Origin of the sequence: Hyalangium gracile (assembly GCF_020103725.1) — a bacterium.
Taxonomy (GTDB): Bacteria; Myxococcota; Myxococcia; order Myxococcales; family Myxococcaceae; genus Hyalangium; species Hyalangium gracile.
The window spans coordinates 31232-54203 of sequence record NZ_JAHXBG010000014.1 but is presented as its reverse complement, the minus strand read 5'-3'; the positions used below and the strand labels follow the sequence as shown (position 1 = coordinate 54203).

15 protein-coding genes are annotated in these 22972 nt (G+C 69.9%); 12 read left to right on the top strand and 3 right to left on the bottom strand.

Annotation, left to right across the window (positions count from 1 at the left end; all coding sequences use genetic code 11):
* Positions 1-93 precede the first annotated feature (93 nt).
* Positions 94-2070: a sensor histidine kinase gene (locus KY572_RS26880; RefSeq protein WP_224245832.1), complete on the top strand. Its 1977-nt coding sequence runs from the start codon at positions 94-96 to the stop codon at positions 2068-2070.
* A 24-nt stretch (positions 2071-2094) separates the two neighbouring features.
* Positions 2095-3918 carry a PAS domain-containing protein gene (locus KY572_RS26875; protein WP_224245831.1) on the top strand — a complete coding sequence of 608 codons (1824 nt, stop codon included), beginning with the start codon at positions 2095-2097 and terminating at the stop codon, positions 3916-3918.
* A gap of 30 nt (positions 3919-3948) precedes the next feature.
* Here KY572_RS26875 and KY572_RS26870 read toward each other — a convergent pair whose 3' ends face one another.
* From KY572_RS26870 to KY572_RS26860, 3 genes are all read right to left on the bottom strand, one after another.
* Complete coding sequence (locus KY572_RS26870) at positions 3949-5484, bottom strand: hypothetical protein (protein WP_224245830.1); 1536 nt, start codon at positions 5482-5484, stop codon at positions 3949-3951.
* Positions 5485-5551: 67 nt separating this feature from the next.
* Positions 5552-7663 carry a single stranded DNA-binding domain-containing protein gene (locus KY572_RS26865; protein ID WP_224245829.1) on the bottom strand — a complete coding sequence of 704 codons (2112 nt, stop codon included), beginning with the start codon at positions 7661-7663 and terminating at the stop codon, positions 5552-5554.
* A complete protein-coding gene (locus KY572_RS26860) occupies positions 7663-10065 on the bottom strand; it encodes a bifunctional metallophosphatase/5'-nucleotidase (RefSeq protein WP_224245828.1) in 2403 nt (800 codons plus the stop codon). Before KY572_RS26860 ends, KY572_RS26865 begins: the two co-directional genes overlap by 1 nt.
* Before the next feature lie 119 nt (positions 10066-10184).
* Between KY572_RS26860 and KY572_RS26855 the strand changes: the two genes are divergently transcribed.
* The 10 genes from KY572_RS26855 to KY572_RS26810 all read left to right on the top strand — a co-directional run bounded on the left by KY572_RS26855 (position 10185) and on the right by KY572_RS26810 (position 22921).
* Positions 10185-10856, top strand: coding sequence for an NUDIX hydrolase (locus KY572_RS26855; RefSeq protein WP_224245827.1), 672 nt, complete (start codon positions 10185-10187; stop codon positions 10854-10856).
* 52 nt (positions 10857-10908) lie between these two features.
* Complete coding sequence (locus tag KY572_RS26850) at positions 10909-12306, top strand: MFS transporter (RefSeq protein WP_224245826.1); 1398 nt, start codon at positions 10909-10911, stop codon at positions 12304-12306.
* Positions 12307-12414: 108 nt separating this feature from the next.
* Positions 12415-13986, top strand: a complete 1572-nt coding sequence (locus tag KY572_RS26845) for a hypothetical protein (RefSeq protein ID WP_224245825.1) — start codon at positions 12415-12417, stop codon at positions 13984-13986.
* A 129-nt stretch (positions 13987-14115) separates the two neighbouring features.
* The gene (locus KY572_RS26840) at positions 14116-15111 is read left to right on the top strand and encodes a hypothetical protein (RefSeq protein WP_224245824.1); all 996 of its coding nucleotides are present in this window, start codon (positions 14116-14118) and stop codon (positions 15109-15111) included.
* Between the two features lie 66 nt (positions 15112-15177).
* Complete coding sequence (locus KY572_RS26835) at positions 15178-17736, top strand: serine/threonine-protein kinase (RefSeq protein ID WP_224245823.1); 2559 nt, start codon at positions 15178-15180, stop codon at positions 17734-17736.
* A gap of 16 nt (positions 17737-17752) precedes the next feature.
* Positions 17753-18316 carry a class I SAM-dependent methyltransferase gene (locus KY572_RS26830; RefSeq protein WP_224245822.1) on the top strand — a complete coding sequence of 188 codons (564 nt, stop codon included), beginning with the start codon at positions 17753-17755 and terminating at the stop codon, positions 18314-18316.
* A 143-nt stretch (positions 18317-18459) separates the two neighbouring features.
* The gene (locus KY572_RS47395) at positions 18460-21198 is read left to right on the top strand and encodes a PKD domain-containing protein (RefSeq protein WP_263452039.1); all 2739 of its coding nucleotides are present in this window, start codon (positions 18460-18462) and stop codon (positions 21196-21198) included.
* 79 nt (positions 21199-21277) lie between these two features.
* Positions 21278-21685 carry an acyl-CoA thioesterase gene (locus KY572_RS26820; protein WP_224245821.1) on the top strand — a complete coding sequence of 136 codons (408 nt, stop codon included), beginning with the start codon at positions 21278-21280 and terminating at the stop codon, positions 21683-21685.
* Positions 21686-21801: 116 nt separating this feature from the next.
* On the top strand, positions 21802-22572 hold the full coding sequence (locus KY572_RS26815) for an SDR family oxidoreductase (protein WP_224245820.1): 771 nt from the start codon (positions 21802-21804) through the stop codon (positions 22570-22572).
* Between the two features lie 142 nt (positions 22573-22714).
* Positions 22715-22921, top strand: a complete 207-nt coding sequence (locus KY572_RS26810) for a hypothetical protein (RefSeq protein WP_224245819.1) — start codon at positions 22715-22717, stop codon at positions 22919-22921.
* The last annotated feature ends 51 nt before the right edge of the window (positions 22922-22972 follow it).

Sequence of the window (22972 nt, the reverse complement as noted above, 5' to 3'; positions counted from 1 at the left end):
CGTCATCTCCTGTATTCCCGGGACAGGGAGGAACCCTAGAATCGAGCTCGTGACTGACGGGCCGGTGTCTGGGCCGTGAAACGAGACTCGAGCATGTCGCTCAAGGCACGGTGGCTCGCAAGCATGCTGGGGGTGGTGTTCGTCGGCATGGCCATCATCACCCTGGCCAGCTCCCGGATCAGCTTCTATGGCGCCTCGAGAGGCGCCTACGAGTGGCTGGACGGCATCTACCGCAACGCCATCGGCTCCTTCCACCGGCAGCTCTTCGAGCGGCTGGATGCGCAGGCCCGGCTCCTGGCGCGCGTGCCCGCCGTCCAGGAGGCCATCTCGACCCGGCACCTGCTGGAGCTGCAGTCGCAGCTGGAGGTGCTCGGAGGGCTCCAGGAGGAGGACTTCTGGGCCGTGGTGGGCGAGGACGGCGCGGTGATCGCCACCAGCCACCCCTCCTGCATCCTGACGGGAGTGCGCGGCAGGCCCGACTCCACCGTCAAGCCCGTGCGGCGGGTGCTGATGTGTGGCCGCGTCCCGGTGTTCGCGGTGACGGCGCCGGTGATGGCGGGGGAGAGGTTCGAGGGCTGGCTCGTCCTGGGCGCCCCGGCCAACGAGGCCTACGCGGATGCCTACTACTCCGCGGGCGGGGCGGAGGTGGTGCTCATCGACCGGCAGGGGACGCTGGTCAGCACCTTCCTGGACTCCAAGGGCCAGCGCCTCACGCCCGATCTCGGGGCGGTGCCCGCCGAGCGGCTGTGGGCCGAGGCCGGCCACTTCGGCAAGTACCGGGTGGGCGTGCCTGGCTACCGGGGCTACCTGGCTGGCAGCCAGCCGCTGGCGGTGGGCGAGTCCGTGGTTTCCAGCTACCTGTATGTCGTCCCGCTGCTCGCGAGTCAGCCCGAGGTGCCTGTCCGGGCCGTGCTCCTCGTGCCCTCGGAGACGCTGGACATCGGGGCGTTCTACAGCACGCTGACGATGATCGCCTTCAGCTGCCTGCTGCTGCTGCCATTCCTGGGGTTCATCGTCTGGAGGCTCGTCAACAGCTTCATGAAGCCCATCGCGATGCTCGGGGAGATGACGGCTCGGGTGGCGGAGGGGGACCTGGAGTGCGAGCTCCCCGTGAAGCGCAAGGACGAGCTGGGCCAGCTCTCCCATGACTTCAACGTGATGGTGGAGAAGCTGAGGGAGACGCAGCTCCAGCTCTCGCACTCGGAGAAGATGGCCGCCATCGGTCAGCTCGCCGCCGGGGTGGGGCACGAGATCAACAATCCGCTGTCCTACGTGGGGGCCAACATCACCTTCGCCCGCGAGACGCTCGCGGAGCTGAGCGGCACGGCGGAGAGCGCGCCCGCGCAGCCCCTGCCTCTCGAGGTGACAGCGCGGCTCCAGGAGGTCTCCCAGGCGCTCGAGGAGGCGCAGGATGGGGCCGAGCGCGTGGGCCGGATCGTCAAGGAGCTGCGCGCCTTCGCCCGCTCCGATCATCAGGAGGAGAAGCAGGCGCTGTCGATCCGCCCCGTCATCGAGACGGCCCTGAAGATCGTCTCCAACACGCTGCGGCATCGGGCGCGCGTCACCTGTGACTTCCAGCAGACGGCCGCGGTGCTGGCCAACGAGGCCCGGCTGGTCCAGGTCTTCATCAACCTGCTCGTCAACGCGGCGCAGGCCATGCCGGAGGGGCACGCCCACGAGAACGAGGTCCGCATCACCACGTCCATGGGGACGAACCGCTCGGGGACGGTCGGCTTCGTGGTGATCGAGGTGAGCGACACGGGCACGGGGATGCCTCCGGAGGTGCTCCAGCGCATCTTCGAGCCCTTCTTCACCACCCGGCCCGTGGGGCAGGGCACGGGGCTGGGCCTGTCCACCTCCCGCAACATCATCGAGGGGTACGGCGGCAGCCTTACGGCCCGGAGCACACCGGGCAAGGGCAGCACCTTCCGCATCAGCCTGCCGGCCCTGATGCCGGACGTGATGGCGAGCAAGCCGACGGCCATGGCGTCCGGTGCGCCGGAGGTGCCGAGGCGAGTCTTCGTGGCGGACTCACAGGGTGGATCGAGCGGGACTCAGGGAGGGCTGTGAGGCACGCTCCCGACGATGCGGCTGATGACATCCCTGGCTGACTTCCTGTCGGTCCACAGAGACGCGCTCGTGGAGCGCTTCAAGGCGCGCGTGGAGCAGACGCTGGCGCCGCGAGGGCTCTCCTCGAGCGAGCTGGAGGACCACCTGCCCGACTTCCTGGAGGCGGTCACCGAGGCCATCCGGGACGACGCCTGGCCTCCGGCGCGAGTCTTCGCCCACGACGCCACGGCGGAACAGCATGGGCGCCAGCGCTTGCGGGTGGGCTTCGACCTGGACGCGCTCACCCGCGAGTACGGCCTGCTGCGCGACTGCATCTTCGAGCTGCTCGAGGAGCAGGGGGTGATGCCCTCACTCCGGGAACTGCGCATCCTCTCGGACTGCGTGTCCGCCGCCACCGCCGACTCGGTGACGCAGTACGTGGCCTACAGCCAGGGCCGCCAGCGCGAGGGCGAGGAGCGGCTCCAGGCCATCATCGACAACGCCCCGGCCGCCATCTACGTGACGGACGTGGAGGGGCGCTGCCTGGTGGCCAACCGCCGGCTGGAGAGCATCTTCGGCCTGTCCAAGGAGGCCATCCTGGGCAGGACGGACTACGAGCGCCTCCCGAAGGAGGTAGCGGACGTCACCCGGGGCAATGACCGGCGCGTGCTGGCGGAGAACCGGCCCCTGCAGGTGGAGGAGGTGATTCCCCAGGCGGACGGCCTGCATACGTACATCTCCCTGAAGTTCCCGCTCCACGATGCCGAGGGGAGGCCCAACGCCGTGGGCGGCATCTCCACCGACATCACCGAGCGCATCCAGGCGCAGCAGGCGCTGCGAGAGACGCAGCAGCGGCTCCGCACGGTGCTGAGCCACCTGCCCGTCATCCTCTGGGCCATCGATGCGCGGGGCGTCGTCACCCTGATGGAGGGCAAGGGGGTGGAGCGGGCGGGCTTGAAGGCCGACACCTTCGTGGGGCAGTCGCTCTTCGAGCTGTTCCAGGGCATGTCCTGGGTCGTCACCAACGTGCGCAGGGCGCTGGCCGGCGAGGAGTTCGTCGCCGAGGAGGAGGGCGAGGGCCGCTGGTTCGAGGTCCACTACATTCCCCACCGGAGCGCGGCGGGAGTGGTGGAAGGGGCCATGGGGCTGACGCTGGATGTGACGGAGCGCAAGCGCACCCAGGACTTCCAGCAGCGGCTGCTGGGCATCGTGGGGCACGACATCCGCAACCCCATCTCCGCCATCAGCCTGAGCGCCGTCACGCTGCTCAAGCAGGAGGGACTGCCGCAGGGCTACCTGCGCCCCCTGCAGCGCATCGCCAGCAGCGCGGATCGGATCGAGAAGCTCGTCGCCACCCTGCTGGACTTTACCCGCGTGCAGTTCGGTCAGCCCCTGCCGCTCCAGTACGAGCGCGTGGTGCTGGGCACGCTGGCGGAGCAGGTCTGTGACGAGGTGCGCGGGGCCTCGCCTCGGGCCCGGGTGGAGCTCACCGTCACGGGGGACACGAGGGGAGCGTGGGATCCGGGGCGGCTGATGCAGGTGATGGGCAACCTGCTCACCAATGCGCTGCGCCACGGCCAGCCGGAGGCGCCCGTGAGGGTGAGCTGCCAGGGCGAGGAGGGCGCGGTGACGTTCGAGGTGCACAACGAGGGCGCGCCCATCCCCGAGGCGGTGCAGGCCCAGCTCTTCAAGCCGTTCCGGGGAGGGGAGCAGGCGCGGGCCCATGCGAGGGAAGGCCTGGGCCTGGGGCTCTACATCGTCCGGGAGATCGTGACGGCCCACGGAGGCACCGTCACCTTCGAGTCCACCGCGGAGCGCGGCACCACCTTCACCGTGCGGCTGCCTCGGGAGCCCGTGGCCGGCGCCTGAGCGGGCCGGGCTCCTCGAGGACTTCGGGGCTCAGAAGCGCGCCTGGAGCAGCGTGTTGAAGCCCAAGGCGTTGGGCTCCTCGAAGCGCGGCTGCGCCACGCCCGTCACGTCGTCCCGGAACGTCGTCCGGTTGTTGTCGAACGTGTAATAGACCTCGCCCACCGCGGCCACCGTCTCCGAGAGATCCCACCGGAAGGTGGCCTTGGCGGAGAGGATGGGCTCCGGATTGCACGTGGTGGTGGAGCCGCCGCACGTCGTCGGCAGGATGCTGAGCTGGTTCACGTCGCGCACCACCACCGTGCGCGTGCCCGTCAGGCCAGGCGGCGGGTTGTTGCCTCCGCCGGTGAACTCGGGGCTGCGGTACGAGGCCGGCTGCTGCACGCCGATGATGAAGCCCGGCGTCAGGTGCAGCCTGGGCAGGTAGTAGTCCACGCCGGCCGCGATGAACATCTCCGGCTTGAGCTCCGTGCCGTCCGGGAAGTCGCGGAACGGCGGCAGGCCCGGCACCTCGAACTGGATGAAGGACAGGCTGCGGTAGAGCCCCAGCAGGTGGAAGCGCCAGTAGTTCAGCTTCGCCCGCGCCTGCAGCGCCACCGCCGTGGCGCTCTGCTGCACCGTCTGGGCGAACACGTCCGGATCCTCCAGGGTCTGCACCAGGTAGCTGCCCTCGAGCGACACCGAGTAGCTGAGCCCGCCCGGGTACGTCTCCGGAGCGAAGAAGCGCTGGTACACGTCCGGATCATTCCGGTACAGCCGGAAGTCGATGCTCGTGCCCACCGGCAGACCCACGTGGTACACGGCCTGCGCGGACGCGCCCGCCGAGTTCACCGGCGCGCGGATGCCCTGGTTCGCCAGGCCCGGGATGAGGCCCTTCTGGAAGAAGCCGCCGCCCACCTCCAGCCGCAGCGTCTCCAGCACGTCCACGCCCGCGCCCGCCATGGCACCATACAGCGTCTCCTGCTCGAGGATCAGATCGTTGAGCACCAGCGACGTCTTGCCGCCCAGGTACGCGTACCACCGGTCCCGCGTCACCTGCAGCTTCACGCCCGGCACACCGGCCGCGTTGGCGCGGTTGGTGAAGACGCCGCTGCCGCCCCAGGAGATGCGGTAGGCGTAGCCCAGCCGGAAGCGGTCCGCCGACACCGGGAAGCCCGTGAGCGAGATGCCCTCGCGCTCGCCCCAGCCCGGCGGCTGGTAGTTGAGCCGGATGTAGCTGGAGTTGTCCCGCAGCGTCACGCCACCCGAGGGCTGCTCCAGCACCAGGATGGTGAGGGCCGCCTCCGTGGTGAGCCCCTCGAAGAAAGCGGGCATCCGCTTGTACAGCACCACGTTCGACAGCGTCTCGAAGCCGGAGAACCGGGTGTTGAAGTTGTCGTAGAACTGGGTGTTCTGGTTGCCCGCGCCGAAGCGGGCATTGGGGCTGTTGGGCGTCGTCTCTCCCGCGCCGGCCAGCACGTTGTCGTCCGCGAAGACGAAGGAGAGGCGGGTGTCGACGTAGTCCCCGGCCCACGCGGGCGCGGAGAGGGACAACAGCCCGGTCAGGGCCAGGGTGCGCAACGTTTTCAAACTACCCTCCAAGGACGCGGCGGGGGCCGCGCCTCCCAATGCCCCGTCGCCGGGGCGAGCTTCTCTACTACGGCTGCGGTTCCGGCGGGCACTGCTTGATGGGACGGGGGCACTCGGCCTCCGGCCCCGGGAAGCAGCAGATGTCATCCGCGTCTCGCGGCATGATCATCCACCGCGGGCGGGCGGCCGTGACCTGCCGCACGTGGCCCGTCACGTTGTAGGTGGCCGCGCGCAGCAGCCGGCACTGCCGGGCGCGCTCGGCGTCCGGGTCCGTCTCGCTGCAGTCCACCCGGAGCTCCGGCACCGCGTCCCGGGTGATGATGTTGACGCGGGTGCGGCTGTTGAGCGCCACGTGGCACTCGCCCTTGCCCTGGAGGGGGCCGTCCGCGAGGAAGGCCACGTGCACCTCGTTGCCCGTCAGCACGTGATCCAGGCGCGCCCGGGCCGCCAGCGGCTGATCCGCGGTGGTGGCCTCCACGCTGGAGGGGCCGAACTTCACCCGCACCGGCGTGTCGCACCACACGCGCACCTGGCCCTGGCCGTTGACGCCCGTGGTGAGCGCCGTGGTCGTCCGCGCGCTGATGTCGGAGACCTTGATGATCTGGGTCCGCTTGTCCAGCGCCTCATCCAGCCCCGCCACGCGCGGACCCGGGCCGGACAGCTCCACGGGGAACTGGCCGAAGCCCAGGTACGAGGTGCGCTCGGCGCAGACCTTGCCCGCGAACTCGCCCAGGCCCACCGTGCAGTCGATGTTGCACTGCATCTCGGCCGCGTCCGCGGCGCTGGGGGGCTCGTCGGCGCAGCTCTGCCACGCGCCACCGCTGGGGCCCTGGCAGAAGAAGGGGACGGCGCCGTTGCCGTTGGCGTCACAGCTCTTGAAGGCCTGGGGAAAGCGCACCCGCCGCAGCTTCACCAGCGCGGACTCCAGGCTCTCCATCTTCATGTTGCCGTAGCTCTGGCCGCACAGCGCGTCGGTGACGTAGGGCGTCACCACGTTGTCCAGGCCGCAGTGGCGCAGGTTCAGCTCCGGCACCGGCACCTGATCGAGGTACTTGCCCCACGTCTCGGGCGGCCCCTCGCGCACCCGCTCGCGGATGATCCACGCCGGGAACGTCAGCTGCGTGGTGCCCGTGAACTCCTGCACCGAGCCGGACAGCGACCAGAGCAGATCCCCGGGGTAGAGCCCCTCGGGGAACGAGTAGTTGTAGACGTACAGCGAGGCATACGTGCCGGGCAGGTAGCCGTCCGGCTCGGGTGTGCGGACGTTGGCGCCGGTGCCGGTGAACTCCCTCACGCGGCAGGCCGTCATGTCCGTGACGAAGAAGCCGCCCGGATCCAGCCCCGTCACCACCATGGTGACGAGCTTGCCGTCATTGGGATCCTTCATCCCTCCGTCCACCCCTCCGTCCACGCCCCCGTCGCTCGCGGTGTACCCCGGCGGGCAGCTCTGCACGAGCGGTGGGCCGGACTCGGGGGGCCGGCCGACGGTGAGGAACTGGCCGGCGAAGGGCGACAGGCGGTTGTTGTTGTAGGCCTCCGGCTCCTGCACGCGCCCGAGCGTGGGCTCCTCGAAGTAGATGGGCGCCGTGAGGCCCGTGGCGTAGCTGTACGGGCCGCTGCTCGAGGGCGGCAGCGCGCCTGCGTCCTTCACCCCGCCGTCGGAGAACTCCACCTGGGGCGGCTCGTCCTGCACCCAGATGCGGACCGGGCCGTAGATGTGGGCCACCCGGACGGTGCCCGTGCCCACGCCGTGGGTGAGCTGGGTCCACCGCAGGGGGTAGATGCCGGTGATGTCGCCCGGCGTGACGCGATAGGAGACCGGGCCATTGAAGGACTCGAGCGGCTTGCCCTGCCCGTCCAGCGCGGTGATGGCCAGGGTGACGTCCACCATGTGCTTGGGGATGGAGTAGGGGCACTCCGTCGTCCCCTTCACCGCGGCGGGCACCTTGGCCGCGTCGTTGCCGTACTTCGCCAGGCAGGCGCTCACCACGCTCAGCGGCGAGCGGATCTCTCCGATCACGTCTCCGGCGGAGTTCTTCTCGTACTCCACGCCGATGAGCTCCCGGGCCTCGACGCGGAAGGTGCTGATCCCCGAGGTGTTCCCCGTGGTGCCAATCCTCCCATCCTCGGAGTAGCAGCCAGCGGCCGCCAGGGCCGTCACCAGGAGCAGGCGCTTCATCACTTCACCCTCCGGCCGATGCGGCCGTCCTCGTTCGCGTTGGCGATAGCCCGGGAGGTGGGGTTCTCGCAGAAGCTGCGGAGCTGCGGCGTGATGGTGCCGCAGATGGGGTTGGTGCCCGCCAGGGCGTCACGACAGCTGCAGCGGCCCGTGTAGGGGCCGACCGCGCCGCACGTCGCCTGCAGCTCCTTGACCTTCTCGGTGACGGCCCTGTTCGACGTGTCGCAGCTCTTCGCGAGCGTGTCGTTCAGGGGCTTGTCCAGCAGGTCGCGGCAGGCGCAGGTGCCGAACGTCCCTTCCGTCAGCATCGTCTTGAAGGCGGCCGCCTGTCGGCAGAAGCCCTTCAGCTGCTCGTCGATCACCCGCCGGCCGTTGACCAGGGAGCCGCAGTACTCGCCCGTGCTGGAGACCTTCTGCTCGTCGGGGATGTCCGGGTTGTTGATGTCGTCGCAGGTGCAGAAGCCCTGCATGTAGCCGATGAGCGAGTCTCTCAGGCTGATGCCCGTCTCGATGCGCGTGGTGTTGCGCTTGAGCACCCGGAAGCCCGAGCCGCCCTTGGCGATGTAGTCGTTGACGGCGATGCGGTAGGTGCCGTTGGAGTCCAGCGGCTTGCCGTTGACCTCGATGTCGATGGCCGGGTGGGCCCAGCAGCGGCTGCCGTTGATGTCCTCCAGGCACTGGTAGGGGGCGTGGCCTTCGCGGCCCTCCTTGGGGCACCACTTCTCGGCGCCGCCATCGTCCGGATCGCAGGGGATGCGCAGCTCGTTGAGCTGCACCTGGGCGCAGTCCATGGTGAAGCGCGCGCCGGAGATCTGCGCCTGGCTGACGCAGCCGCGCTCGGCGGAGCGCTCGGCGACGAAGTCGAACATCTCCTGCATCTCCACGCCGGACAGGTACATGATGTTGATCGTGTTCTCGAAGGGGAACACGTTGAACATGGACTCCTGGGTGATGACGCCGGCGTAGAGGTTGTCGCGGATGCCCAGCGAGTTGGTGATGGCCATCTCCGCCTCCACGCGGCGGCGCTTGCGCATGGAGTCCGCGGCGACGTTGCCCAGCGGCGAGTCTCCGCCCGTGGAGTTGTTGCGGCGCGCCACGTCCTGCGGCGCGTACGAGAAGATGGACGTCAGCTGGAGGTTGAAGTCCATGCCCAGGATGTACTCCTGGAGCAGGCCCGTCGTCCTGCGGTCCTCCTGGTTGCGGCACGCCTCGATGGCCGCGCGCACCTGCGGCAGCGAGGAGAACTGGCCCGCGTCCCAGAACCGCGAGGTGTAGTAGGAGCGCATGGCGTCATCGCACCAGAGCGAGTCCAGCGGGAAGACGCGGAAGTCGTGGGTGACGAGCTCCGCGCCGTCCAGCTGGGGCTCCTCGGGCACCTTCACCACCAGGTCCACGCGGCCCACGTACTTGGCGAACGCGCCGGAGTGGACCAGCAGCACCTTGCGGCCGCTGGGGTCCGTCACCTGCTGCGGCGGGTTGAGCACCACGTGCAGGTGGCCACCGAAGATGGCGTCGATGCCGGACACGCCGGGGATCTGCACGCGGACCACGGACTTGGGGTTGCCCTCCTCGCCGGACCACTCGAGGATCTTCCACGGGTTCTTCTCGCGCTCGATGAAGGGCCTGGCACGCTCGTACTCGTAGAAGGCCTCGTAGCCCAGGAGGATCTGCTGATCCTCCACGAGGCCCAGGTGGCTGGTGATGAGGATCAGATCCGAGACGGGGCGCAGCAGATCCACGTAGGCGCGCGCCACCTCGTTCTGCTCCAGCGGCGTGGCCTGCAGGGAGTTGCCGCCCTCCACCAGCGAGTTGAGCGAGGAGAGGTTGGCCATGCCGATGATGGCCACCCGCAGGCCCTTGATGACGCGCATGGTGTAGGGCGAGGACACCTGGGCGGCGCCGTTGTTGCTGCTGTCGGCGGGCACGTCCCAGGCGTAGTTGGCGGCCAGCAGGGGGAAGGTGGCGAAGTCGCGCGCCTTCTGCACGAAGTTGGGCGCGCCCGCGTCGAACTCGTGGTTGCCGATCACCGCCGCGTCCAGCCGCACGTCCGAGAGGAAGCGGAACTCCACCTCGCCCAGGTTGGTGTTGAAGATGGGCGCGCCCTGGAAGCAGTCTCCCGAGTCCAGGTGGATCATGCGGTCGGCCTTGGCGCGCTCGCGCTTGATGATCGCCGCGATGCGCGTGGCGCCTCCGAAGGGGCCGGCCTCGGGGATGAGCCCCAGGTCCGTGTCCGTCTTCAGCGGCGCGAAGTCATAAGGAACGAGCCGCGAGTGGATGTCCGCGGTATGCAGCAGGGAGAGGCGAACTTCCTGGCCCGCCAGGTTGTATTCCTCGCCGTCCAGCACGGGCATGCACGAGGCGGAAACCAGGGCGCACAGGAGGCCGATCAGGGCACGACTCATCAGGTGGTTCCGGGGGGCTGATGTGAAGGAACTCAGCAGGAGACGGCGCAAGGTACGGGATCAGGGAATCACGGGCAAGCGACGCAGGAGTGGAGAACTCACCCGCCAGGGAGGCAGGCATGCGCACGGAGCAGACCACCGTGACGGATATCGAGATCATCGAGGATTTCTCGGCAACCGCCCGCTGTGACGAGGGCTTTCTGAGGCTGCGGCGGCTGCGCTGTCGCAACCGGCGTGCGGATGGAACCACATCGCCGGTGTATCGGGTGGACGTGGTGGATCGCCCCCGGCTGGACGCGGTGGCGGTGCTCGTCTATCGCCGCGGTGCGTCGGGGCTCGAGGTGCTCACGCGGCAGAACCTCCGGCCCGCGGCCTACTTCCGCAAGGGCAAGGAGATGGTGGTGCCGGACCCGGTGAGCTACCTGCTGGTGGAGGAGCTCGTCGCGGGGGTGATGGAGGTGGAGGACAAGGGGGAGGAGGGCCTGCGGCGCCGCGCGGTGGAGGAGGTGCGCGAGGAGGCCGGCTACGAGGTGCGCCCCGAGGAGATCCGCCTGCTGGGCGGCGCCTTCTTCGTGGCGCCCGGCATCCTGTCGGAGAAGGTGTTCCCCACGGCGGTGGATGTGACGGGCAAGCCGGCCCACGAGCCGCGGGGAGATGGCTCGCCCCTGGAGGAGGGGACGCGGCTGCGGTGGCGCCCGCTGCCCGAGGTGCTCGCCGCGTGCCGGCGGGGCGAGGTGCCGGACGCGAAGCTGGAGATCGCCATCACCCGGCTGCTGGCCGAGCAGCCGTAGCCACACCGCGCAGGTTGGCCAGCGGAGAGGGACCGGGTAGGGTGCGCCCCGCATGCACGACGCCCCGACTTCATCCCCGGTGCCTCGGCCCGAGCACTCCCGGGCCTTCCGCTTCCGCCGGGCGCAGAACTGGCTGACGCTCGGCTTCACCTACGCGGCGATGTACATGGGCCGCTACAACTTCTCCTTCGCCAACGCCAAGCTGTCGGAGACGTACGGTTGGACGAAGACGGAGGTGGGCGCCATCATCAGCGCGGCCACCCTCATCTACGGCCTGTCGGCGCTCTTCAACGGCCCCATCGCCGATCGCATCGGCGGCCGCAAGGCCATGCTGGTGGGCGCGGTGGGCTCGGTGGTGTTCAACTTCGCCTTCGGCCTGGGCGCCTACCTGGGCATGGTGGGCACCGGCACGGTGCTGCTGGGCTACCTGGCCACGGTCTGGTCGCTCAACATGTACTTCCAGTCCTACTCGGCCCTGGCGCTCATCAAGGTGAACTCGGGCTGGTTCCACGTGGGCGAGCGCGGCGTGTTCTCCGCCATCTTCGGCTCGATGATCCAGAGCGGCCGCGCGCTCATCTACGCCATCGGCCCGCTGGTGGTGCTGGCGCTGCCCTGGCAGTGGGTCTTCTTCGTGCCCGCCCTCATCATCGCGGGCATGGGCTTGCTGACGTGGCTCGTGGTCCGCGACGGGCCGGACGAGGCGGGCCTGCCCGCGCTGGACACCGGGGATGCCTCCTCCGGCTACACCGGCAAGGTGGACCTCAAGTACGTGGCGAAGGTGGTCTTCACCAACCCCGTCACGCTGACGATCGCCGTGGCGGAGTTCTGCACCGGCTTCGTGCGCCACGGCTTCGAGCAGTGGTTCCCCCGCTACATGCAGGAGGCGCAGAAGCTGTCGCTGGACAGCGCCGTCTTCAAGAAGGGCGCCATGGCGGTGGTCATCGCCGGCATCCTGGGCGCCTTCGCCGCCGGCCTGCTGTCGGACCTGCTCTTCAAGTCGCGCCGGCCGCCGGTGGCCTTCCTGGGCTATCTCATCCAGGTGGCGTGCCTGGGCGTGGTGTGGATGGCCCCCAGCCTCAACGCGGTGGTGATTGCCTTCGTCCTCAACTCGTTCGCCATCAGCATCGTCCACTCCATGCTGTCGGGCACCGCCTCCATGGACTTCGGCGGGAAGAAGGCCGCGGCCACGGCGGCGGGCATGTTCGACGGCATGCAGTACGTGGGCGGCGCGGCGGTGGGCGCGGGCATGGGCTCGCTGCTGGACCGCTTCGGCTGGGGCGTCTGGGGCCCGAGCATGATCGGCTTCTCCGCCATCGGCGCCGTGCTGATGCTGGTGCTCTGGAACGCGCGCCCCAAGGCCCACGTCGGGCCCTCGCGCGACAAGGCGGGAGGCCCCCCGGCCCAGCCGCCCACGGAAGTTGGGGCTCCACGGACCGGCACCCACGGATAGCACCTGAGGGAAGAGACGCCGTTCATCGGTGGACGGCGTTCCTCCCCGGCGCCCGGGGGGCTGGCCCCTGGCTTCATTTGTGACAGTCGTGTGACGTAGACTGCGGGTGTGCGTCAGGAACCCGCTCCACTGCTTCAGAACCGGTTGGAGGTCCACGACCGGAAGCAGTTCGAGATCAAGCTCGAGTATCAGCCGTCGGGTGCCGACGACGAGACGCGCTATCTCGTGGAGATGTTCCTGTTCCTGCCCAACAGCCTGAACATCGACGCGGAGACGTACCCGCGGGCGGACTTCTACGCGGACATCCACAACTACGTGCGCTTCACCACGCCGGTGATGGGCCTGGAGGAGGTGCTCAGCTCGGACACCTCTCCGCTGGCGAAGCTGGAGGCGTGGCTGCGCACGGGGGAGGGGACGGAGGCGGAGCTCGTCTACCAGGCCAAGCTCCTGTGCTGCATCTTCCGCGGGGCGCTGCGCCGCTTCGGCAAGCTGGTGGATGGGCGGTGCGAGCCGCCCGCCGCCTCCACGCTCAGCGAGGCCGACTGCGCCGAATTGCAGCGGCTGGTGCTCGGCACCCAGGAGGCGGTGGTCCAGGTGCTGGGGCGCTTCCGCGCGTGGGCCAAGGCCGACGCCGTGCAGCGGCTCCAGGAGAAGACGCGCGCCTCGCTGCGCCTGGTGGACGAGTACATGAGCCTCACGGTGGAGCAGTACTTCCGCAAGGCCGTGGCGGACATGGACTCGCTGCCGCGCTCGGGCGTCTACATCGAGCCGCGCAAGGCGCTGATGGGCACCGTCATCCGCGAGGAGTCCTACCGCAAGGAGAACCAGCTGCGCAGCGTGCTGAGCCCCACCGGAGACAACGAGGAGTACATCTTCCGGATCGGCTTCCTGAAGAAGTTCTGCATGAACATCCTCTTCCTCTCGGCGCGCCGGAAGCAGAAGCGCCAGGGCTGGGAGGAGGTGCTGTTCGCCATCGCCGCGGGCCTGGCCATGGCGTTCGCCACCGCGGTGGCCATCTGGGCGCAGGCGCGCTTCACCCAGGTGAGCCTCAACTTCTTCCTCATCGCCGTGGTCGGCTACATGGTGAAGGACCGCATCAAGGAGGGCCTGCGCCGCATCTTCAGCAAGTTCGCCTCCATGCACCTGTTCGATCGCATGGCGGAGATCGTCGATCCGGTGACGAAGAAGTGCCTGGGTACGCTCGAGGAGCGCGTGGACTACGGGCGCACGGTGAAGGTGCCGCCCGAGATCGCCGCCCTGCGCCGGCTGGATGACTTCATCACCGTGTCCCAGGGCGAGCTGGCCGAGACGGTCATCCGCTACCAGAAGGAGATCGTCCTGGACGCGGAGCTGCTGCCGCAGACGCAGCGCGGGCTGGAGGGCGTCACGGACATCATCCGCTTCAACGTGGAGCGCTTCCTGCGCGACATGGACGACCCGGAGCTGGCGCTGGAGTACGTGGACCTGGAGGACTTCACCGTGGGCCGGGTGAAGGCCACCAAGAGCTACCAGATCGATCTGGCCTTCCGCTTCACCACCGACGAGGCAGACCAGGAGAAGGTCTCCGTGCAGATGGTGCGGCTGGTGCTGGACCGCAACGGCATCAAGCGGATGCTGCGGGTAGTGCCGGATGCGCCGGGGATGCCCCCGCGCCCCGAGCCCTACCGCACCGCCGCCTGAGGCCCGGAATTCCCCTCCAGGCGAGGGACTCAAAGCAACTCTGGATGTCCCCCTTTCGACAAAAAACCAGTGTCATACCTTGTGAGTTTGAGTACACTGGAAAAAAACAACCGAGGTGGGGGTGATTCCATGAGCTTGTCCTGGGGCGGAAGCACGCACTGCGTAGGCAAGAGGGCGGCATGGGCGGTAGGGCTGCTGGGAATCACCTTGCTGGGGAGCGCGTGCGGCGGCTCCTCGCTCTCGGATGAGGCTGAGGGGCTGGGGAGCATGTGTGACGCTGTGCTCCCTGAGGAGTCCTCGCTGGGCCAGCACACCCAGGCGCTGGAGGATCCCAACGGGCTGGCCACCAACGGGCTGGCCACCAACGGGCTGGCCACCAACGGGCTGGCCACCAACGGGCTGGCCACCAATGGCGCCTTCGCCACCTGGCTCAACGCCGATCCCCAGGTGCGCGCCGAGCTGATGAAGTACATCGTCGCCTGCGCGGTGCCGGCCGGTGAGACGCGCACCTTTTCGATCCCCGGCACGGGGGTGACGCACACGTGGTACGGCCAGGTGGGGCTGGCTCCCGGCTGGGCGTCGGGGCAGGCCGCCACCGAGCTGGAGGAGCAGCTCGTCTCGGCGTGCCTGGCCGCTCACGCCAACCCGTACGGACTGCACGTGAACTTCTCGCTGCTGGGGCGCGACGCCCTGGGCGCGGAGATCCCCTACACGGCGCAGGAGCTCTCGGACTACGGTGTGAGGGAGGCGTGCTTCTTCGGCAACCTCTTCCGGAACGAGGGGCTGTACGCCGGCAACGATCGCAACATGCTGGCCTGTGACGAGAGCTCCGTGCGGGGCTGCGGGCTGTCGAGGACGCAGATCGGGACGAACCCCGAGTGCGAGCCCATCCTCCGGGTCGGTGCGTGTGAGCACCATCACTGCACGTTGGATGCGTCGGGCCTCTACTACAGCGAGTGTACCTACAATGGGGTGCGGTACCGCCCGGTGACCACACGCATCCAGCCGGCGGCCCTGCATGTCTGTGGCGATGGCATCTGCCAGGCGACCGAGCACTGCGGCCAGGGGGCAGGCGTGGCGCGCCGGCCCGACAACTGCGGCATCGACTGCGGCCCCTGCCGCTGACGGGCGCTCGCGCCTGCCGTGGTGTCGCTGGGGACAGGCCGCTTCATTCGCCTAGAATGAGCGGACGTGAGCGGCGACCCGAAGAGCAGCAGTGGCACCAGCGCGGAGCAGGTCCCCGAGTCGCTCGACGATACGCTCGTCGCCCGGCGGGGGCCTGATGGCCAGCTGCCTGTCGTGGAGCTGAAGACCCCCGGGAGCGTGCCCGCCATCGCCGCGACGCCCGAGTGGCGCTCGCTGGCCAGCCGCTACATCGTCCTGGACGAGCTGGGCCGGGGCGGTATGGGCACGGTGCGGGCCGCCTATGACACGCGGCTGGACAGGCGGGTGGCCCTCAAGCTGATGCGCCTGGAGCAGGACGAGCGCGGCTCCTCGCTCCACGTGCGCATGCTGCGCGAGGCGCAGTCCATGGCGCGCCTGAGCCACCCCAACGTGGTGGCCGTCTACGACGCGGGCACGCTGGATGACGGCACCGTCTTCATCGCCATGGAGCTGGTGGAGGGGCAGACCCTGCGCCAGTGGTGCCATGGCTCGCGCCCGTGGCGTGAGGTGCTGGGGATGTTCCTGGCGGCGGCGCGCGGGCTGTCGGCCGCCCACGCGGCCGGGCTGGTGCACCGCGACTTCAAGCCGGAGAACGTGCTGGTGGGCAAGGAGGGCCGGCCGCGGGTGACGGACTTCGGCCTGGCCCGGGCGGCCGCGCCTCGAGGCGTGGATCCCGCCTCGGTGGGGCAGCAGGTCAACGGCCCGGACACCGATCACGGCCTGCTGGTGGGCACCCCGCTCTACATGGCTCCGGAGGTGCTGTCGGGGCAGCCGGTGGACACGCGCAGCGATCTGTTCTCCTTCTGCGTGGCGCTCTACGAGGCCCTCTATCAGCAGCCCGCCTTCCCGGGCGAGGGCATCTCCGAGCGCTGGGAGGCGCAGCGCCAGGGCCGCATCAACCCTCCGCCCGAGTCCTCCCCGGTGCCCGCCTGGGTGAGGGCGGTGGTGTGCCGGGGCCTGAGCGCGGATCCACTGCAGCGGCCCGCCTCCATGCAGGAGCTCATCGCCGCGCTGGAGGCGGACCCCGAGCAGAAGCGGCGGGCCCGGCTGCGCGTGGCGGGGCTGGTGGTGGGCACGGGCGCGCTGGTGGCGCTGGCGTTCACCTGGGGGACGCGGGAGCGGGTGGACTGCCAGCAGATGGAGCGTCGGCTGTCCGGGGTGTGGGACGCGCCGCTGCGCCAGCAGCTGCGCAAGGCACTGCTGGCCACGGGCCTCTCGTACGCGGAGGGCACCGCGGAGCGCGTGCAGGCGGCGCTGGACGGCTATGCCGGCGAGTGGAGCCGGCTGCGCACCGAGGTGTGCGAGGCTGGCCGGGGCAGCGACGAGGGGCAGCTCGAGCTCATCACGCTGCAGGTGTCCTGCCTGGAGCGCCGCCGCGCCCAGCTCGGCGCGGTGGTGAAGCTGCTCTCGGCGGACTCCAACCCGGAGATGGTGTCCCAGTCCCTCCAGGCCGTGGGCCTGCTGCCGCCGCTGGAGGAGTGCGCGAACACGCAGGCGCTCACCGCGGCGGTGCCCCTGCCCCGGGAGCCCGCGGCGCGCGCCCGGGCCGAGGCGCTGCAGGCGAAGGTGGACCGCCTGGAGTCCATGTGGATGGCGGGCAAGTACCAGGAGGGCGTGGTGCTGGGCCGCGAGGTGCTCCCGGAGGTGGAGGCGCTGGACCATGCGCCGCTGCGCGCCCAGGCGCTGTACCACCTGGGAAGGCTGAACGGGGCGATGGGCCACTTCGAGCAGGCGGACGCGCTGCTGCGTCAGGCGCTGGTGCAGGCCGCCCGCTCGAAGGATGACGTGCTGATGGCCCGGCTGTGGAACATGCTCATCTGGAACGCGGAGGTCCGCATGTCGAGGCCTCCGGACGCGCTGTCCACCGAGACGGTGCTCCTGGAGACGGCCGTCGAGCGCTCAGGGGACGCGCTGGCGCGGGCCGAGTCGCTCCACATCCTGGGAGGCATGTTCTACAAGGTGGGGCGGCTCGAGGATGCGCTCAGCCGCTTCCAGCAGGCCGCGGTCCACATGGAGAAGGTGCTGGGGCCCGGGCACCCCTTCGTGGCTGCCATGCACAACAATATGGGGGTGGTGCTCACGGAGCTCGGGCGCTTCGAGGAGGCGCGCACCAGCTACGAGCGCGCCCTGCTCATGACGCAGAAGGCGCTGGGGCCCGAGCATCCGGAGATGGGCAACACGCTCACCGGCCTGGGCCGCGCGCTGGTGCGGGTGGGGGCGCTGGATGATGCCGAGCGCCACCTGCTCCGAGGGCTGACCATCTCGGAGAAGGCGCTGGGCAACAAACACCATCAGGTCGCCGAGTCGCTGCTGGGCCTGGCCGAGGTGGCCCTGGCGCGAGGCCGGCCCGGGGAGGCCCTGGCCCCGCTGCGGCGAGCCCTGGAGGAGGTGCGGCCCCCCGAGCCCGCGGAGCTCCAGTTCACCCTGGCGCGCGCGCTCGTGGCCGCGGGCCAGTCGGGGGAACAGGCTCAGCGCCTGGCCCGGGAGGCGTTGGAGCACTACCGCTCCATCGGCAACAAGCCTCGGAGCCAGGAAGTCTCCCGCTGGCTGGACCAGCAGTTCAGCGCCACCACCCGGCGCCCGTGAGCGGAGAGCAGGCGGAATGTCCCAAGCCGATCGTGAGAGGTGGAATGGCCGCTACCGGGAGCAGGCGGGGGCCTCGGAGCCCTCGCGCTTCCTCCAGTCGCTCGCGGACCGGCTCCCGAGTGGCGGCCGGGCGCTCGACGTGGCGGGAGGGCCGGGGCATGACTCCCTGTGGCTCGCGAGGCGCGGCCTGGAGGTGACGCTGGTGGATGTCTCGGACGTGGCGCTGGAGCGCGCCGCGGCCGTCGCGCGAGAGGCAGGACTCCCGCTGCGGTGCGAGCGGGTGGATCTGGAGACGGAGCCGCTGCCGAGCGGGCCTCATGCGCTCGTGCTCTGCCTGAACTTCCTCTGGCGCCCGCTGTTCGCGGCGTTCCCGAGGGTGCTCGCGCCGGGCGGGCTGCTCGTGTTCGCCCAGCCGACGCGCAGCAACCTCCAGCGCAACCCGCACCCGTCCGCGCGGTTCCTGCTCGAGGACGGCGAGCTGCCCGGGCTGCTCCGAGGACTGGAAGTCGTCTCCTACACCGAGGGCTGGACCGAGGAAGGACGGCACGAGGCGCGGCTGGTGGCGACGCTCCGGCCCTGAGCATGGTAGGGTGCGCGCCGCGTCCCCAGTGAGCGCACCGGAGAGTCCTCTGTCTCCGGGATGGGCCGTGTGCTCCCGGGGCGTGTCGGGCGTCTCGTTACGCTTCGGCGAAATCGATTCCACGCAGTGGGGGAGGTTGCTTCGTGTCATTTCTGAATGGGAGCCGGCGGGCGGTGGCGCATGCCATCGCGGCGCTGGCCATGGTGGTGCTCGCCGGCTGTGGCGGCAATGGGAACAACGCTCCGCAGCCAGGTCGCGCGGAGATCAAGGTCATGCTCCCGCGGGAGCTGGCGGCCGAGGGGGTGGCTCGGGTCCATGTGGCGGTGCGGGGGCCTGGCATCCCCACGCCCATCGGCACGGAGCTGACGCTGCAGGGCGGCACCTGGCAGGGCACCCTGGCCGACATTCCGGCGGGGCTGGATCGCGTCTTCGAGGCCCAGGCCTTCGACGCGGCCTCGACGCTCCTCTACCAGGGGCAGGCGGGGCCGACGACGGTCGCGGCGGGCAGCACGGTCAACATCCTCATCCTGCTGCAGCAGGTGAACCCTCCGCCGCAGTACAACAACGTGGCGCCGACGATCGACTCGGTCGTGGTGTCCTCCAACCAGGTGTCGCCCGGGGGCACGATCACGCTGACGGCCACCGCGCATGACGACAACCCGGAGGACACGATCACCTACGCGTGGACCTCGTCCGCGGGCAGCTTCAGCGCGTCGACCGCGGCGGTGACGAACTGGGTGGCTCCCACCACCGAGGGCGTGCAGGTGCTGCGGCTCGAGGTGACGGACTCGAAGGGCACGAGCGCCACCCTGACGGTCGACATCAGCGTGCAGCGCTCCGGCTCGACGGGCAATGCCACGGTGACGGTGGGCTTCAACACGTGGCCCCGCATCACCGCCATGATGGCGGCGCCGTCCGTCCTCGTCCCCAACCGGGACTCCCAGATCGCCGCGGTGGTCTTCGATCCGGACGCGGACACGCTGAGCTTCTCCTGGACCTCCAACTGCCAGGGCGTGTTCGGCCGGAGCAACACGGCCACGCCCTCGTTCGCCGTGCTGGCGCAGCCGGCCTCTGGCAACCGCTGCAACCTCACCGTCACCGTCACGGATGGGCGCGGGGGGCAGACCACGGGCACGCTCTCGCTCCTGGTGGGGTCCGACCCGAGCGCCAATGTGGCGCCCCAGGTCGACAGCACCTTCAAGAGCTCCGAGCAGGTGGGCGGCAGCGAGGTCGCCACGGTGGGCCTCACGGCGCATGATCCGGAGTCGACGCCGCTGACCTTCACCTGGAGCGCGAACCAGGGCGTCATCCTCACCACGCGGAGCACGAGCACCTCGAGCGAGATCGACTGGCGGGCGCCGGCCTGCATCGACGGCACGGTCGTCCTCACGGCGGTCATCACCGACGGGGGCGGGGCCACCACGCGCCAGCAGTTCTCCATCGCTCCACGCGGGGGCGCCGCGTGCGGCGGGCTGGCGGTGACCGGCACGCGCCTCTCCCACCGCGTCCAGGCGGACGGGTCCGTCTTCATGGTTCCGGCCGATCTGAGCGCGGTGTCGATCGGCGCCTGGGTGCCCACCGCGGATGGCCTGAGCTACAGCTGGCGTCCGGGGAGCGGCCAGAGCAACGGCTCGTTCACGATTCCCAACGTGGAGAGCACTCCGTACCTGCTCAAGTTCGGCAACGCGTACCTGTGGGCCACCAGCCGGTCGCTCGATCTGAGCCGCGCCGAGCTAGGCCGTCCGGATGTGGAGAGCGAGCCGACGGGCACCCAGCTCGCCGTGCAGATCAGCGGCCTGGCTCCCTGGCAGGACACCGATGACCTCGAGTTCCACTCGCCGAGCACGGGCATCGGCTACTTCTCCGCCTGGGACTGCGCTGCGCCCGTCTTCGAGGCGCCGCAGATGGGCGACACGAGCTTCGTGGGCTCCATGGACTACGTGACCTCCATGCGGAACTGCGGGTCCCCACCGGCCCGGATCGACCCGAACCGGGGAGACGTGTTCTACGCCTCCCAGATGGTGTCCCGGACCGACCCGGTGGGGATGCAGATCCGGGAACTGCGCCGGAGCTTCCAGACCAACACCCTGAACGGCGCGACGTCGGAGGACGGCTCGCTGCTGCTGAGCGGAACGCTGGAGCCGCTGCCCACCACAACCCAGCCGGTGGACTACCGCGCCTCCTCGTTCGAGGCCCTGTCGATGGCCGCGCACCCCACCGCGACGGCGTACGACACCCTGCTGTACATCGGCACCCTGCCGGGCCACGGGCAGTACGGTGAGTACGCGGGCTGGCCGGATCTCGCCGGCGCGCGCAGCGTGGCGGGGCAGGGGGACCTGGTTCCCATGTTCACGTACGGCAACCCCTACCCGGCGACGTGGCCGCGGTTCGTCACCGCCCAGACGTCCTCCCGGGTCAGCTACTCGGTGGAGCGCGAGGATGGCAGCACGACCACGCCTCGCGCGTTCTCGGTCTTCACGTTCGCCCAGGAGCCGCTGTCGAGCCAGCCGGTCATTCCTCGGGTGGGACCGCCGAGGGAGCTGCGGATCAACGGGGTGGTGGCCACGGGGAACCTGGCGAACGTGGGGCTGGCGCCGCTGGTGAGCTGGACGCCGCCGAGCCTGGGCGTGCCGACCTCCTACTCGCTGCGCCTGTACGAGCTGGTCATCACGAGCAGCGGCGGCACCAACCGGCTCCAGCTGACGAACCTCACGACGACCCAGACGCAGCTCCGGCTGCCGCCCGGGCTGGTGGTGCAGGGCAAGAGCTACTACCTCCAGGTGACGGCGATCTTCGATCCCGTGTCGGATCCGAACAAGCCGTACATGAGCGGGCCGGTGCACCACACCGCGATGGCGGTGACCGGTCGCTTCAAGCCCTGAGTCGCCGAGCGGGGTGACTGACAGACCTCTCCCTTCGGGGGCATGGGATTTCCTATGCTCCCGGTGGGGAGGTGCCGCCGTGCCATTCACCATCCGAGTGCAGGTCACCGCGCAGGAGCTCGATGAGCTCCACCACGTGAGCAACATCGTCTACATCCGGTGGATCCAGGATGTGGCCGTGGCGCACTCCATCTCGGTGGGGTTGACGCTGGAGGCCTATCGGCAGCTGGGCGGCGTCTTCATGGTGCGCCGCCACGAGGTGGACTACCTGCGGCCGGCGCTCCTCGGCGAGGACATCGAGGTGGAGACGCGGGTGGTGGGGCTGAGCGCGGTGACGGCGACGCGGCAGAACTTCATCCGGCGGGCGTCGGACCGGCAGGTGCTGGTGCAGGCGCAGACGCAGTGGGCGTATGTCTCCACGACCACCGGGCGGCCCCTCCGCATCCCGCCCGAGGTGGTGCAGCGCTTCACGCTCGAGCCCCTGTGACGCCGTGTCCCCTCGGAGACACATTCGTCGGCGGGGACTGGGCGTGCGGCGGCAGGCGTTGGAGGAAGAGGACCGAGCCCTCGCGCAGCGCGCGACGGGCCTGACGGGGAGCGTGCATGGACAAGGTCATCGTGATTACGGGAGCGAGCGCGGGCATCGGGGCGGAGCTGGCGCGCCAGCTGGGAGGCAAGGGCGCGAAGCTGGTGCTGTCGGCGCGCCGGAAGCCGGAGCTGGAGGCCGTGGCGGCCCGCTCGGGGACGGAGGCGATCGCGGTCGTCGCGGATGCCACGGTGCGCGGTGACATGGAGAAGCTGCGGGACGCCGCGCTCCAGCGCTTCGGCCGCATCGACGTCTGGGTGAACAACGCCGGGCGAGGCATCACCCGCTCGGTGTCGGAGCTCACGGACGAGGAGCTCGACGTGATGATGCGGGACAACGTGAAGAGCGCGCTCTACGGCATGCAGGCCGTGCTGCCGCACTTCAAGTCGCGCAACGCCGGGCAGCTCGTCAACATCTCCAGCGGGCTGGGGCGGGTGCCCCTGGTGGCCTTCCGCTCGGCGTACAGCGCGGCCAAGCACGCGCTCAACGCGCTCAGTGCGTGTCTGCGCATGGAGCTGCGGCAGACGCATCCGGGCATCATGGTGACGGTGGTGATGCCGGGCGTGGTGGCCACCGAGTTCGGCAGCAACGCGCTGGGCGGGGGCCCCGACTCGCGGGTGCTGCCCGGGGCGCAGGGCGTCGAGGACGCCACGAAGGCCATCGTCGACGTCATCGAGCAGCCTCGGCCCGAGGCCTACACCAACCCGATCACCCAGGCCGAGGTGGAGCGCTACTACCGCGATGTCGCGGCCTTCGAGGCGGAGGCCAGCGCTCGCTTCCGGCGCTGAGCGTGGCGGGACTACCCGCGAGATGGGAATCCGCGGGAGGACGCGTCAGGTCCACGGACCCGGAGCATGGCCGCCGCGAGGGTGGATGCGCTCCCCGCGTGGCTTCCCGGCTGTCAGACCCTCGGGCTAGACCAGGGGCTGCATGGGCCACAAGAAGCCACGTCCCGCGATGGACCTGCCCTCGTCCGAGGTCGAGCAGGCGCTCTTCGAGGAGCGCGCGGCCATCCGCGAGTTCCTGGGCGGGCTGCCGCGCGCGGAGGCCGAGCTGGCCGCCCGTGAGGACGTGAAGAGCATCCTGTGGGTCGAGCGGGAGATCGACTCCGGCTGGCGCTCACGCATCAAGCCCTGAAGCGACGAAGGCCACCCCCGCTCGGAGCGAGGATGGCCTCGTGGTGCGCGG

Excerpts from the sequence above, each read along its gene's own strand:
- KY572_RS26880 (WP_224245832.1), top strand. The coding sequence starts at position 94 with ATGTCGCTCAAGGCACGGTGGCTCGCAAGCATGCTGGGGGTGGTGTTC.
- KY572_RS26875 (WP_224245831.1), top strand. The coding sequence starts at position 2,095 with ATGACATCCCTGGCTGACTTCCTGTCGGTCCACAGAGACGCGCTCGTG.
- KY572_RS26865 (WP_224245829.1), bottom strand. The coding sequence starts at position 7,663 with ATGAAGCGCCTGCTCCTGGTGACGGCCCTGGCGGCCGCTGGCTGCTAC.
- KY572_RS26860 (WP_224245828.1), bottom strand. The coding sequence starts at position 10,065 with ATGAGTCGTGCCCTGATCGGCCTCCTGTGCGCCCTGGTTTCCGCCTCG.
- KY572_RS26855 (WP_224245827.1), top strand. The coding sequence starts at position 10,185 with ATGCGCACGGAGCAGACCACCGTGACGGATATCGAGATCATCGAGGAT.
- KY572_RS26850 (WP_224245826.1), top strand. The coding sequence starts at position 10,909 with ATGCACGACGCCCCGACTTCATCCCCGGTGCCTCGGCCCGAGCACTCC.
- KY572_RS26840 (WP_224245824.1), top strand. The coding sequence starts at position 14,116 with ATGAGCTTGTCCTGGGGCGGAAGCACGCACTGCGTAGGCAAGAGGGCG.
- KY572_RS26830 (WP_224245822.1), top strand. The coding sequence starts at position 17,753 with ATGTCCCAAGCCGATCGTGAGAGGTGGAATGGCCGCTACCGGGAGCAG.
- KY572_RS26815 (WP_224245820.1), top strand. The coding sequence starts at position 21,802 with ATGGACAAGGTCATCGTGATTACGGGAGCGAGCGCGGGCATCGGGGCG.
- KY572_RS26810 (WP_224245819.1), top strand. The coding sequence starts at position 22,715 with ATGGGCCACAAGAAGCCACGTCCCGCGATGGACCTGCCCTCGTCCGAG.